The sequence below is a fragment of the Borborobacter arsenicus genome (genome assembly GCF_003934165.1).
Taxonomy (GTDB): Bacteria; Pseudomonadota; Alphaproteobacteria; order Rhizobiales; family Rhizobiaceae; genus Pseudaminobacter; species Pseudaminobacter arsenicus.
The window spans coordinates 32,713-45,917 of the sequence record NZ_RKST01000019.1 but is presented as its reverse complement, the minus strand read 5'-3'; the positions used below and the strand labels follow the sequence as shown (position 1 = coordinate 45,917).

Sequence of the window (13,205 nt, the reverse complement as noted above, 5' to 3'; positions counted from 1 at the left end):
CATGGCTAAAACCCGCACCCAGTTCATCTGCCAGAATTGCGGCACGGTCCACACGCGCTGGGCCGGCAAATGCGACGCCTGCGGCGAATGGAACACGCTGATCGAGGAAGGCACCTCGGGCGGCATCGGCAGCGGGCCGGCGGCAATGCGCAGCGCCCGCAAGGGCCGCCCGGTCACGCTGACCACCCTGTCGGGCGAGATCGAGGATGCGCCGCGCATCGCCAGCGGAATCGGCGAGCTTGACCGTGCCACCGGCGGCGGCTTCGTGCGCGGCTCGGCCCTGCTGGTCGGCGGCGATCCGGGCATCGGTAAATCGACCCTGCTCACCCAGGCCGCGGCCGCCCTTGCCGGCAAGGGCCACCGCATCGTCTATGTCTCAGGCGAAGAGGCGGTAGCCCAGATCAGGCTGCGCGCCCAGCGGCTCGGCGTTGCCGATTCGGCGGTGGAGCTTGCTGCCGAAACCAATGTAGAGGACATTCTGGCAACCATTGCCGAAGGCAAGCGGCCCGACCTCGTCATCCTCGATTCGATCCAGACGCTATGGACCGACATGGCCGAATCGGCGCCGGGCACGGTCACCCAGGTCCGTTCCTCGGCGCAGGCGCTGATCCGCTACGCCAAATCCACCGGTGCGGCCATCGTGCTGGTCGGCCATGTCACCAAGGAAGGGCAGATCGCCGGCCCCCGCGTGGTCGAGCACATGGTCGACGGCGTGCTCTATTTCGAAGGCGAAGGCGGCCATCACTACCGCATCCTGCGCACGGTCAAGAACCGCTTCGGCCCGACCGACGAGATCGGCGTGTTCGAGATGTCGGACAAGGGCCTGCGCGAAGTGTCCAACCCATCCGAATTGTTCCTCGGCGAGCGCCATGCCAAATCGCCGGGGGCTGCCGTTTTTGCCGGCATGGAGGGCACGCGCCCGGTCCTGGTCGAGATCCAGGCGCTGGTCGCGCCCTCGCCGCTGGGCACGCCGCGCCGCGCCGTCGTCGGCTGGGACAGCCCGCGCCTTGCCATGGTGCTTGCGGTGCTGGAGGCCCATTGCGGCGTGCGCTTTGCCACCCACGATGTCTATCTCAACGTCGCCGGCGGCTACCGCATTTCCGAACCGGCGGCCGATCTCGCGGTCGCGGCGGCCCTGGTTTCGTCGCTTACCGGTCTTGCCCTTCCGGCAGATTGCGTCTATTTCGGCGAAATCAGCCTTTCAGGCGCCATAAGGCCGGTTGCGCATGCGCAGCAGCGTCTCAAGGAAGCCGAAAAGCTGGGTTTTGGAGAGGCGGTTCTGCCCAAGGGCAGCGAGGAAATATCCGGGGGCATCGGGTCCCGTGCGTTTCAGCCGGCGACGCTCACCGATCTTGTGGTGCGGATTGCGGGATCGCTGCGCCGGAACGCAGACGACTGACCGGACCATCGCAGGCGTCATGATGGAGTGGGAACGACATGCCGATTACGCTGCTTGACGGAATTCTCGTCGGCTTCACCCTCGTTTCGGCGATGCTTGCCATGGTGCGCGGCTTCTCACGCGAGGTGCTTTCAATCGCGTCATGGGTTGCGGCGGCAATTGCTGCCTATTTCTTCTACCCGGCCGTGCTGCCCTATGTGCAGCCCTATATCGACAATGAGAAGCTGGCGATGGGTGCTGCGGCGGCGATTGTCTTCATCGTCGCGCTCATCGTGGTGACGGTCATCACCATGAAGATCGCCGATTTCATCATCGATAGCCGTGTCGGCGCGCTCGACCGCACGCTCGGCTTTCTCTATGGCGCGGCACGCGGCATCCTTGTCGTGGCCGTGGGCCTTCTGTTCTTCAACTGGCTGGTCGGCTCCAATCCGCCGGCCTGGATCGCGGAAGCCAAATCCAAGCCACTGCTCGAAAGCATCGGCGCAAAACTTGAAAGCATGCTGCCGGACGATCCCGAAAACTCGATCCTGAAGCGGTTGCAGCCGGATCAGGTGCCCGAAACGGGTGAGGCACCGCCGGCCGAAACCACGACACCACCAGCCGAGACGCCACCGTCCGAAGAGGCTCCAGCGGACAATTGATATGGCGCACGGCTTTCTGCTGCCCTATATGATGGCTTTCTGATGAGAGTGCGCCCCATGGCACATGCAGACGTCCTCCAAGGTGAGGCCGACGATCATTTCCACGACGAATGCGGTGTGTTCGGCATTTTCGGCCGGCAGGATGCTGCGGCAATCGTCACGCTCGGCCTGCACGCGCTCCAACATCGCGGCCAGGAAGCGGCCGGCATCGTCTCCTATGATGGCAGCCAGTTCCATGTCGAACGCCATGTCGGGCTGATTGGCGATACCTTCACCAAGCCGCGCGTGCTCGACAGCCTCAAGGGCAACCGCGCCATCGGCCATACGCGCTATGCCACCACAGGCGGCTCGGGCCTGCGCAATGTGCAGCCGCTCTTTGCCGAACTTGCCGATGGTGGGTTCGCCATTGCCCATAACGGCAACATCACCAATGCCATGACTGTCCAGCGCACGCTGCAGAAGCAAGGCGCGATCTTCTCTTCCACCTCCGACACCGAGACCATCCTGCATCTGGTCGCCACCAGCCGCGAGAAGGATGTCAACAGTCGCTTCATCGAGGCGGTGCGTGCGCTCGAAGGCGCGTTCTCGCTGGTGGCGCTAACGTCCAAGAAGATGATCGGCTGCCGCGACCCGCTCGGCATCCGCCCGTTGGTGCTGGGCGATCTCGACGGCGCCTGGATCCTGGCATCCGAAACGGTTGCCCTCGACATTATCGGCGCGCGCTTCGTGCGCGACGTCAAGCCGGGCGAAATGATCATCGTAACACCCAAGGGCATCGAGAGCATCTTCCCGTTCGAGCCGCAGAAGCCGCGCTTCTGCATCTTCGAATATGTCTATTTCGCCCGCCCGGACTCCTCCGTCGAAGGCCGCAACGTCTATGATGTGCGCAAGCGTATCGGCATGGAGCTGGCGCTGGAAAATCCGGTCGAGGCCGATATCGTCGTTCCGGTGCCCGACAGCGGCACCCCGGCAGCCATCGGCTTTGCCCAGCAAGCGGGCCTGCCCTTCGAGCTCGGCATCATCCGCAACCACTATGTCGGCCGCACCTTCATCCAGCCGACCGATTCGATCCGCCATATGGGCGTCAAGCTCAAGCACAATGCCAATCGCCGCATGATCGAGGGCAAGCGCGTGGTGCTGGTGGACGATTCCATCGTGCGCGGCACCACCAGCCAGAAGATCGTGCAGATGGTGCGCGATGCCGGCGCAAGGGAGGTGCATATGCGCATCGCCTCCCCGCCGACGCGCTCCTCCTGCTTCTACGGCGTCGATACGCCGGAAACCACCAAGCTGCTGGCCTCGCGCATGTCTATCGAGGACATGGCGGAATTTATCCGTGTCGATTCGCTCGGTTTCCTGTCGATCGACGGGCTCTACCGCGCGGTCGGTGAGGCAAGGCGCGAGAACGACCAGCCGCAATTTTGCGATGCCTGCTTCACCACCGACTATCCGACCCGACTTCTGGACCATGAAGGGGCCGACAATGTCCGCACCCTTTCGCTACTGGCGTCGAGCGGAACATAGGCGTTAGGTTCAATTCAAAATTCAGGTTTGGGTCTGGTGCGATCACTGGCTCAGAGTCGGCCAGAAACGGATTCGCCTTTCCAGATCAAGCCATTGTGCAACGCCAGCTTTTCGCCCGGCCCGTGCACGGCCGCGAAGAGCAGGCCGGCCAGGAAGGTGAAGTGGTCGACAAAGAAGCCGAACTCGGCCTGATTGCCTTGCCAATGTGATGGGCCGTGGAAGGCAAAGGCCAGGAAGATTACATAGACACCGGCCAAAAGTGCCGCCTCGGAAAAATACGCTCCGGTCAGGAAGGCAAGCACCAGCGCAAGCTCGAAGAACGCCGCGAGCCACGCCAGCAGCAATGGAAACGGAAAGCCGGCCGCAGCGATGTAAGCGGCAGTGTCTGCCATTCCGGCGAATTTGAATGCTGCCGCCATGGCAAAAATGCCGGCGAAGATCAGCCTTGCGATCAGGATTGCAACGGTTCTGCTCATGGATTTCCCCTCCTGCGATAAATTGTCTGTTCCAGGGGCATCGCGGTCCGTCCCGATGCACCGGGAATCCCCCGCACTGGGGCAAAATGGATCAGCCGTTGCAGGGTTCCTTATTTTGCGGTTTCGTCCTATCTGATACCGCATATTCGAACTGGAAATCCTTATGACCCCTGCTCCCGACCTTTCCAACCGTATAGCGCTGGTCACTGGTGCATCGCGTGGCATCGGCTATCACATCGCCAGGCAGATGGCGGCGGCGGGAGCCCATGTCATCGCCGTTGCCCGCACCGTTGGCGGCCTTGAGGAACTCGACGACGAGATCAAGGCGGAGAGAGCCAGGACCGGGCGTGGCGAGGCGACGCTGGTGCCGCTCGACCTCACCGACATGCAGGGCATCGACCGGCTCGGCGGCGCCATCAACGACCGCTGGGGCAAGCTCGACATTCTCGTTGCCAATGCCGGCGTGCTTGGCGTCATCGCCCCTATTGGCCATGTCGAGGCCAAGGTGTTCGACAAGGTCATGGCCGTCAATGTCACCGCAACCTGGCGGTTGATCCGCTCGGTCGATCCCCTGCTGCGGCTTTCGGATGCCGGGCGCGCCATCCTGTTGTCTTCGGGAGCAGCCCATTCCGCCCGTGCCTTCTGGGCGCCCTATGCCGCCTCCAAGGCCGCGGTCGAGGCGCTGGGGCGCTCCTGGGCCGACGAAACCCGGAACATGAAGCTCAGGGTCAATTGCGTCGATCCGGGCCGCACCCGCACAGCCATGCGTGCGCAGGCGGCGCCCGGCGAAGATCCGGCCACGCTGCCGCACCCATCCGAGATCGCGGCCAATATTTTGCCGCTGGCGAGCCCTGAACTGACGGAAACCGGCCGGATTTTCCAGGCCAAGCCGCAGCGCTGGGTCTCCTACCGGATGCCGGAGTAGTCCGGCCGCGCACCGTTCACATCTTCAACACGGGGTTGTGATTGGCTGCTTATGTAGGTGCGCCCTAACGTTTTCTTCCGGGTGGGGACCGAAAACCGGGAGGAAATCCGTGAAACATCTTGCTGTTCTAGCGGCCGCAGGCATTGCGGCCATGATGTCGGCGGCCAGCGCGCAAGACACGTCGATGAGTTTCTTCGTCACCAGCCAGGGGCCGGGCAAGGGCGCCAATCTGGGCGGCCTTGCAGGCGCCGATGCCCATTGCCAGCAACTGGCAGAAGCTGCCGGCAGCTCAGGCAAGACCTGGCATGCCTATCTTTCGACCAGTGACACCGACGCGCGCGACCGCATAGGCGCTGGCCCCTGGTTCAACGCCAAGGGCGAAAAGATTGCCGACGATGTCGCCTCGCTGCACAGCGATGCCAACGGCATCAACAAGCAGACGGCGCTCGATGAGAAGGGCACCGTCATCAACGGTCGCGGCGACGAGCCCAATCGGCACGATATCCTGACCGGATCGATGCCGGACGGCACCAAGGCCGCCGACCAGACCTGCGGCGACTGGAGCATGGACGGAACCGAAGGGGCTGCAATGATGGGCCACCACGACCGCATGGGGCTCGATGATTCTCCCCCAGCGAAATCGTGGAACTCTTCGCATGCATCGCGCGGCGGCTGCAGCCAGGATGCGTTGAAGGGAACCGGCGGCGACGGTCTTTTCTACTGCTTCGCCGCGAATTGACCTTTTCCGGCCAACACCCCGCCCGGCCTCACATCCGGGCGGTTGGCCGTTGTGCCTGCACCGTCACTGAAAGATCAGGCTTTGCATTGAGCGTCTGGAACACCACGCAGTAGCGCTCGGTCAGCTTAAGCAGCGTGTCGATGCGCTCCTGCGGCTCGTCCGTCTCCAGGTCGAAGCGCAGGCGGATGGCGCGAAACCCCACCGGCGCATCCTTGGCCACGCCAAGCGTGCCGCGGAAATCAAGATCACCCTGCGCCTCCACCGTGCCGGCGTGCAGCCTGAATTCCAGCGCGGTGGCTACCGCCCGCAATGTCACCCCTGCGCAGGCAACCAGCGCTTCCAACAGCATGTCGCCGGAGCAAAGCTCAAGCCCGGTGCCACCCGTCGCCGGATGCAGGCCGGCAACGGCCATTGCCCGTCCAGTCTCGACCTTGCAGGCGATTGTCTGGTCATCGATCGAGCCCTTTGCGCGAAGCGTTATCAGCGCCTGGGCAGCATCGTCCCGGTAAGCCTCCTTCAACGGCGTCTGCAAGGCTTTCAGTTGGGCGGCGTCCATGGGTTAACCTCTCACATGCGCGGGAAGCCACTCTACCACGCATGTGCCTGCCTTGCCCAAGTAAGGCAACCAGGCGGGTGTTGTGAAATATCGATCCGCGACGCCGCGCTGCTTGCGGCGTTCGGTGCGTCATTCGCCCTGGCTTCCGTCATTTCTGGCGGAAATTCCGCCGGCGGCCAATCTCTTCGGCGGCACGATCGTGCTCGCCGCAGTCTTTTCACATGCGGGGCGCGACTGGAATGAAGGCTCGACGGCCACGCATGGCTTGATGCGCTGAAGCTAGGGTCAGGACCTGTTAATCTGGTCGAAATGGTGTGAGACCATCTGGCTGGATACGAGGAGAAAAGGCGCAGGAAATGTCGTCATTTTCAAGCCTTTTCAACAAAGTAGCCGGCCAGAGGGACCACATCCGAAGGACGCCGAAACGGCTTCGAGCTGCGGCGTCGAGGCCCTTGGCCGATGAACCACATCGACCGGCGGGCTTCTCCTGGCATCTCATCGCCGTTTCAGGCGCCATTTTCGATCATATTAATAGGTCCTGACCCTAATTGCGGGAACCCTTTTGCCTCCCGTGCGTTCTCTTGGCGGACGGGTACACCACCCCCCATCCCCCTCACCCGTCCAACCCTTACTCAAAGCCGGCCTCGCGCCGGCTTTTTTCTTTGCGCAGGCAAGAAGGCCACCCAACATTCTTGGAATGTCCGCCTGGTGAATGAAAATGCCTGCATTGACCTTCGCGCACCTTCGTCTAGTTTTCTCATCCCAGGCGGTCGCGAGAACCGCAAGTAGGACACGCATGGGGAGTGCGGCATGATCCTTGCCAGCAGCATCGCGCTGGGTATCGTCGCAGCCTATCTGGCTGTGGCCATTCTCCAGATTGTCCGACTTCGACTGGGGTTTCGCCAGGCACTGCTTTATGTGCCGCTGAAGCTCGTCTATCGCATCCGCGACCGAAAAGTCCGCGCTGCGCGCGCGGTGCAGACCCCCGTCATCTACGCGATCACGCATCAATCCCGTCTCGATCCGGCCCTGATGCTTTCACTGCTGCCGGAGGATACGCTGCATATCCTCGACGATGAATCCGCACGCTCGCCCTGGCTGGAGCCATGGCGGGCCCTCGCCCGCACCATCGTCTTCAAGGCCGAGCATGTCTTCGTCAGCCGGCGCCTGGTGCGCGTCCTGAAAGGCAGGGGCCGCCTTGCCGTCTACCTGCCCGACACCATCGAGCCCGACACAAAGACCTATCGGCTATTTCGTGCCGTGGCACGCATCGCGCTGCGGGCCGATGCGAAGGTTGTGCCGATATTCGTCGGCGAGGCGCGATATCTGCCTTTTTCCCGCAGCAGGGCGACAGACGGGCGCAGGCGGCTTTTCCCGCGCCTTTCCGTCAATACGCTGGAGCCGATAACCATCGCCGAGCTGATGGCGCTCAGTATCAAGCAGCCAGCTCGCGCATCGAATGCCCTGTTCGACCGCCTGGCGGAAGCTCGCCTTGCCGCACCCGATCCAAAGCGCAGCCTGTTCCTGGCACTCCGCGACGCAGCCTTCCGCTATGGCCCACACCACCCGATCGTCGAGAGCTTTGAGCAAGCCGAATCGGGCCGGATGCACGCAACGCTGAGCTACAGGCAGCTTTTTGTCGGCGCCCGCACATTTGGCCATCGCTTTGCCTCCGTGACCGCGCCGGGCGAAGCCGTCGGCGTGCTGCTGCCGAACACTGCCGACATGGTAGTCTCGCTCCTTGCGCTCTGGTCCGGCGACCGCGTTGCGGCAATGATCAAGCCCGAGACGCAATCAGCCGGCATCACCACCGCCATTCGCACCGCGCTTGTGCGCACCGTCGTCTCCTCACGCAGCTTCATTGCCAATGCCGGCCTCTCGCAAGCCGTTGAGGCGGCAGAAAAAGGCGGTGCAAAGTTCGTCTGGCTGGAAGACGTCCGCAAGAACATCACGATCGCTGAAAAACTCGTGGCGGCAGCCTTGTGGTGGTGGCCCGTCCATATGCGCCAGGAAGCGGCGACGCCGGCCGCAATTCTGTTCACTTCCGGCCGGGAGGCGGATCCCAAGGCGGTCGTGCTGTCGCACGCCAATCTTCTGGCCAATGCCCGCCAGCTTGAGGCGCGCCTCAGCATCGGTCTTGACGACAGCCTGCTCAACCTCCTGCCTGTATCGCGCACCTTCAGCCTCACCGGCGGCATTGTCCTGCCGCTTCTGGCGGGAGCCAGGCTTCTGCTTGACCGCGAAGCCCTCGGTTCGCAGCGGGAAGCAGCCATTGCGGCAAAGATCAGGCCAAGCATCATCCTGGGCAACGACACGTCCCTCGCCGCCCATGGCCGGCTTGCGGAAAACTTCAACCTTTCGGGCCTGCGTTTCGCCATGGTCGGCACCGGAACTGTCGATGACGAGACCCGGCGCATCTGGCGTGAGCGCTTTGGCGCGCGCATCGTGGAAGGTTTTGGCCTGACCGAGGCTGCTCCTGTCGTTTCCATCAACACCGCCACCCACAACCGGGAGGGCACGGCCGGCCGTCTGCTTCCGGGCATGCGCATGAAGCTTGAACCGGTCAGCGGCATCCCGCAGGCCGGTCGCCTGCTGATCCAGGGGCCCAATCTGATGCTCGGCTATATGCGCGCCTCGCAACCCGGCGTGCTCCAGGCTTTGGGCGATGGCTGGCACGACACCGGCGATATCGTCGACGTCGACCGCGAAGGATTCCTGACCGTGATGGGCCGCGCCGGGCGCATTGCCAGCGTCGGCGGCGAGATCGTTTCCCTCGACGCGGTCGAAGCCCTTGCCTGTCAGCTCTGGCCCGATGGCCAGCATGCGGCCATCGCCGTTCCCGATAAGCACAAGGGCGAACAGGTCACGCTGGTCACCACCGCCGACGAGCCCGATCTGCTGCGGCAATTCGGCAGGCTTGCCGGGGCGAGCGACCGGTTAATCCCGCATGACATCATCACGATCGCGGACCTGCCCCGGCTCGATTCCGGACGGATCGACTATGCCGCGGTCAGACAAATGGCGCTGCAGCGGCTCGGAATCGTGGCCGCCGCATAGGATTTCGCTTGTTAAGGAATTTTGTCGGCTTCTTCCGCGGCCGCTTTCGCGTCCTCGATCTTGGCCCGGCGAAAATAAGCTCGGGCGCTCAGCGGCAGAAACAGCAGATAGGCGATCACCGAGACGGACAGTGTCTGCCACGGATAGGTGACCAGCAGCAGCACGAAGAACGATATGCCCAGGATCAGCGGCAATACCTTGTCGCCTGGCACCCGCAGTTTCTTGCCGGTATAGATCGGCAAGCGGCTGACCAGCAGGAAGGCGACGAGCACGGTGAAACCGGAGCTGACGAAACCCAGCATGGGGCCGGCCTGCAGCGCGCCGATGAACACCAGATAGATCGGCAGCATGACGATGACGGCGCCGGCTGGAGCCGGAACGCCGACGAAATACTCCCCTTCCCAGGCAGGCCGGTTGTGGTCTTCCTCAAGCACGTTGAAGCGCGCCAGCCGCAATCCGCAGGCAATGGCAAACAGAAGAGCGGCAATCCAGCCCGGCGAGCCGGCGCGATCGAGCAGGAAGGCATAAAGCACCAAGGCCGGCGCGACACCGAAATTGACGATGTCGGCAAGCGAATCCATCTGTGCGCCGAATTTGGACGTCGCCTTCAGCATACGTGCGATGCGACCGTCGATGCCGTCCAGGAAGGCGGCAATCAGCACCATCACCACCGCCGTCTCGAAGCGCAGTTCGAAGGCAAGCCGGATGCCCGAAAGCCCTGCGCATATGGCCAGCACGGTGATCAGGTTGGGTAGGACCAGCCGCAGGGGAATTTCACGAATACGGGGACCGCCGCGGCCATAACTCTCGAAGGGTTGGAACGGCCGGGCCATCTCAGGAGACCCGCGCCAGAAGGGTTGCGGGATCGCCACCAAACTCGGCGATGACGGTTTCGCCTGCGACCGCCGTCTGGCCGACCGCCACACGCGCCGTGGCACCCAGGGGCAGGAACACATCGACACGCGAGCCGAAGCGGATCAGCCCGAAGCGTTCGCCGACCCCGATATTGCTCTCTGCCTCGGCCCAGCAGACGATTCGTCGTGCCACCAGGCCGGCGATCTGCACGGCAGCCACGGTTCCATTCGGGCTTTCGATAACCAGCCCGTTGCGCTCGTTTTCGCTGCTTGCCTTGTCGAGGTCGGCATTCAGGAACTTGCCGGGCCGGTGTTCGATCCTTGTGATGCGGCCGCGCACCGGCGCGCGGTTCACATGACAGGAAAAGACATTCATGAACACCGAAATACGGGTCATTTCCGTGGTTCCGAGGCCAAGCTCGCGAGGCGGCACTGCCGGCCCGACGGCAGAGACGATCCCGTCGGCGGGACTTATCACCAATCGGTCATCAACCGGCGTCACGCGCTGCGGGTCGCGGAAGAAATAGGCGCACCACGCCGTCAGGATCAGGCCGATCCAGAACAGGCTGGTCGAAAAATAGCCCAGGATCAGCGTTGCCGCAAAAAACGCCCCGATGAACGGATATCCCTCCCGATGAACGGGCACGAGTGTATTCCTGATCGTATCGACAAGGCTCATAGGGCGGGGGCAGGCTCCAATTCAGTTGGCGCCTGCTTACCGGAAACACTCGCCCATCGCAACGCGACATTGCAGCGGATCGGCGCTTCCGCACTCAAACTTCTGCAGTGCGGCGGCGGGTGACTATGCCCAAATCGTCGCTCTCGCGGGCGATGCGCAACCGCTCCTCGGCCTCGCTCGCCTCACGCTGGCGAGCCCACATGGAGGCATAAAGCCCTTCCTTGCGCAGCAGCGCCAGATGCGTGCCGCGCTCGGCAATGCGTCCATCCTTGAGCACGATGATCTCATCGGCGCCGATCACCGTCGAGAGCCGATGGGCGATCACGATCGTCGTTCGCCCGCGGCTGACCAGGTCGAGCGCGGCCTGGATCTCCTGCTCGGTATGCGTATCGAGGGCTGACGTCGCCTCGTCCAGCATCAGGATAGGCGGCGCCTTGAGGATCGTGCGAGCGATGGCCACGCGCTGCTTTTCGCCGCCCGAAAGCTTCAACCCACGCTCGCCGACCATGGCCTTGTAGCCGTCGGGCAGGCGGTCGATGAATGCGCCGATCTGTGCAAGTTCGGCCGCCTTCTTCACCTCCTCGTCACTCGCATCGGTACGGCCATAGCGGATATTGTAGGCAATAGTGTCGTTGAACAGCACCGTGTCCTGCGGCACCATGCCAATCGCCGCGCGCAGGCTCTCCTGCGTCACATCGCGTATGTCCTGCCCGTCGATCAGCACCGAGCCGCTCTGGATGTCGTAGAAGCGAAACAGCAACCGCGAGATGGTCGACTTGCCCGCGCCCGAAGGGCCGACGATGGCAATCGTCTTGCCGGCCGGCACCTCGAAGCTGACCCCCTTCAGGATCGGGCGCGCCGGATCGTAGGAGAAATGCACGTCGCGGAACTCGACCGCGCCATGGGACACGGCAAGGGGCCTTGCCTGCGGCTGGTCCACCACCTCCTGCTTCACATCGAGCAGGGCAAACATCTGCTCGATGTCGGTCAGGCCCTGGCGAATCTCGCGATAGATGAAGCCTATGAAATTCAGCGGCACCGAAAGCTGCATCAGCATGGCGTTGATGAAGACGAAATCACCGATCGTCTGCGTGCCGGCCATCACTTCCAGCGCCGACATCCACATGACAATCGCCATGCCGGCGCCGAAGATCGCGCCCTGCCCGAAATTGAGCCAGCCGAGCGAGGTCCAGGTCTTCGTCGCTGCCACCTCATAGCGCTGCATCGAACGATCGAAACGCTGCGCTTCCATGCGCTCATTGTTGAAATATTTGACCGTCTCGAAATTCAGCAGCGAATCGATCGCCTTGGTGTTGGCGTCGGTGTCAGAATCGTTCATCTCGCGGCGGATGCCGATGCGCCAATCGCTCGCCCAGACGGTAAACCAGGTGTAGATCGCCACGGTGACCGCCACCACCAGCACATAGAGCCAGCCATAGGCGATGGCGAAGATCACCGCCGTCAGGGCAAATTCCAGTATGGTCGGCAGGCTGTTGAGGATGGTGAAACGGACGATCGTCTCGATGCCCTTGGTGCCGCGCTCGATGATGCGCGACAGGCCGCCGGTGCGCCGCTCGAGATGAAAGCGCAGCGACAGATTGTGCATGTGGACGAAGGTCTTGTAGGCAAGCTGGCGCACCGCATGCTGGCCGACCCGGGCAAAAAGCGCATCCCGGAGCTGGTTGAAGCCAAGCTGCACCAGCCGCACGACATTGTAGGCGATGACCAGCATCACCGGCCCAAGCAGGAAATCCGGCAGCGGCGGCAGCGGTGCATTGTCACCGGCAAGCGCATTGGTCGCCCATTTGAAGAAATAGGGCACCCCCACCAGTATGAACTTGGCGACAAACAGATAGAACGTCGCCCATACCACACGGGCTTTCAGGTCGGGGCGGTCCGATGGCCACATATAGGGCCATAGATTGACCAGCGTTTTAAGCGTGGAGCCGGAATCGGCTGAAACGGTCTTATCGGCCAAAATTGTCAGTCTCTGTATTGGCTGGGCTGGCAGAACAACAATCTTCCACCAGCGTGGCAAATGACGCGGAAAACCCCGCAAGGGCGTCCCGGTCGATCTCGTAAAGCGAACGCTGCCCTTCTGGCGAAAGACGCACGAGGCCTGCTTCCACCAATATCTTCAGATGCTGCGACACCGTCGATTGCGCAAGGTCGAGTTGTTCGACCACGTCCTTGCAGCAACAGCATTGCGCCTGCGCCAGATGCCGCAGAATTGAGATACGGGCAGGGTGCGACAGGGCGGCAAACCGCGCAGCGATCAGGTTTGTTTCAGCCGGTCGGCAGTCAGTCATCTCCGGTGCACCGGCAATTCATCGTCCATCGACGATAGACGATGAA

The 13,205-nt window shown here is 62.8% G+C and carries 13 protein-coding genes; 7 read left to right on the top strand and 6 right to left on the bottom strand.

What is annotated here, in order from left to right; translation table 11 throughout:
• Position 1 precedes the first annotated feature (1 nt).
• The 3 genes from radA to purF are packed head-to-tail and all read left to right on the top strand — an operon-like array spanning position 2 to position 3,564.
• Positions 2-1,399 (top strand): DNA repair protein RadA, encoded by a 1,398-nt coding sequence (radA, locus tag EET67_RS19660; protein ID WP_128627916.1) that lies wholly within the window; start codon positions 2-4, stop codon positions 1,397-1,399.
• A 38-nt stretch (positions 1,400-1,437) separates the two neighbouring features.
• Entirely contained in the window at positions 1,438-2,040 is a 603-nt protein-coding gene (locus EET67_RS19655; protein ID WP_128627915.1) for a CvpA family protein, read from the top strand.
• Positions 2,041-2,097: 57 nt separating this feature from the next.
• Positions 2,098-3,564 (top strand): amidophosphoribosyltransferase, encoded by a 1,467-nt coding sequence (purF, locus tag EET67_RS19650; protein ID WP_128627914.1) that lies wholly within the window; start codon positions 2,098-2,100, stop codon positions 3,562-3,564.
• A gap of 50 nt (positions 3,565-3,614) precedes the next feature.
• Here purF and EET67_RS19645 read toward each other — a convergent pair whose 3' ends face one another.
• Positions 3,615-4,040, bottom strand: coding sequence for a DoxX family protein (locus tag EET67_RS19645; RefSeq protein WP_128627913.1), 426 nt, complete (start codon positions 4,038-4,040; stop codon positions 3,615-3,617).
• A 163-nt stretch (positions 4,041-4,203) separates the two neighbouring features.
• On the opposite strand from EET67_RS19645, the gene EET67_RS19640 reads away from it, so the two are divergent.
• Both EET67_RS19640 and EET67_RS19635 read left to right on the top strand, forming a co-directional pair.
• A complete protein-coding gene (locus EET67_RS19640; protein WP_128627912.1) occupies positions 4,204-4,965 on the top strand; it encodes an SDR family NAD(P)-dependent oxidoreductase in 762 nt (253 codons plus the stop codon).
• A gap of 151 nt (positions 4,966-5,116) precedes the next feature.
• The gene (locus EET67_RS19635; RefSeq protein ID WP_128627970.1) at positions 5,117-5,704 is read left to right on the top strand and encodes a hypothetical protein; all 588 of its coding nucleotides are present in this window, start codon (positions 5,117-5,119) and stop codon (positions 5,702-5,704) included.
• A gap of 28 nt (positions 5,705-5,732) precedes the next feature.
• On the opposite strand, the gene EET67_RS19630 is transcribed toward EET67_RS19635, so the two are convergent.
• The gene (locus EET67_RS19630) at positions 5,733-6,260 is read right to left on the bottom strand and encodes an OsmC family protein (RefSeq protein WP_128627911.1); all 528 of its coding nucleotides are present in this window, start codon (positions 6,258-6,260) and stop codon (positions 5,733-5,735) included.
• Between the two features lie 82 nt (positions 6,261-6,342).
• On the opposite strand from EET67_RS19630, the gene EET67_RS19625 reads away from it, so the two are divergent.
• Positions 6,343-6,537: a hypothetical protein gene (locus tag EET67_RS19625; RefSeq protein ID WP_425359536.1), complete on the top strand. Its 195-nt coding sequence runs from the start codon at positions 6,343-6,345 to the stop codon at positions 6,535-6,537.
• Between the two features lie 533 nt (positions 6,538-7,070).
• On the top strand, positions 7,071-9,317 hold the full coding sequence (locus EET67_RS19620; protein ID WP_128627910.1) for an AMP-binding protein: 2,247 nt from the start codon (positions 7,071-7,073) through the stop codon (positions 9,315-9,317).
• Between the two features lie 11 nt (positions 9,318-9,328).
• Here EET67_RS19620 and pssA read toward each other — a convergent pair whose 3' ends face one another.
• The 4 genes from pssA to EET67_RS19600 all read right to left on the bottom strand — a co-directional run bounded on the left by pssA (position 9,329) and on the right by EET67_RS19600 (position 13,159).
• Positions 9,329-10,150 carry a CDP-diacylglycerol--serine O-phosphatidyltransferase gene (gene pssA / locus EET67_RS19615; protein ID WP_128627909.1) on the bottom strand — a complete coding sequence of 274 codons (822 nt, stop codon included), beginning with the start codon at positions 10,148-10,150 and terminating at the stop codon, positions 9,329-9,331.
• A 1-nt stretch (position 10,151) separates the two neighbouring features.
• Positions 10,152-10,850, bottom strand: a complete 699-nt coding sequence (locus EET67_RS19610; RefSeq protein ID WP_128627908.1) for a phosphatidylserine decarboxylase — start codon at positions 10,848-10,850, stop codon at positions 10,152-10,154.
• Positions 10,851-10,944: 94 nt separating this feature from the next.
• Positions 10,945-12,828: an ABCB family ABC transporter ATP-binding protein/permease gene (locus EET67_RS19605; RefSeq protein ID WP_128627907.1), complete on the bottom strand. Its 1,884-nt coding sequence runs from the start codon at positions 12,826-12,828 to the stop codon at positions 10,945-10,947.
• Positions 12,818-13,159 carry an ArsR/SmtB family transcription factor gene (locus EET67_RS19600; RefSeq protein WP_128627906.1) on the bottom strand — a complete coding sequence of 114 codons (342 nt, stop codon included), beginning with the start codon at positions 13,157-13,159 and terminating at the stop codon, positions 12,818-12,820. The genes EET67_RS19605 and EET67_RS19600 overlap by 11 nt, the downstream gene beginning before the upstream one ends.
• Positions 13,160-13,205: the final 46 nt, after the last annotated feature.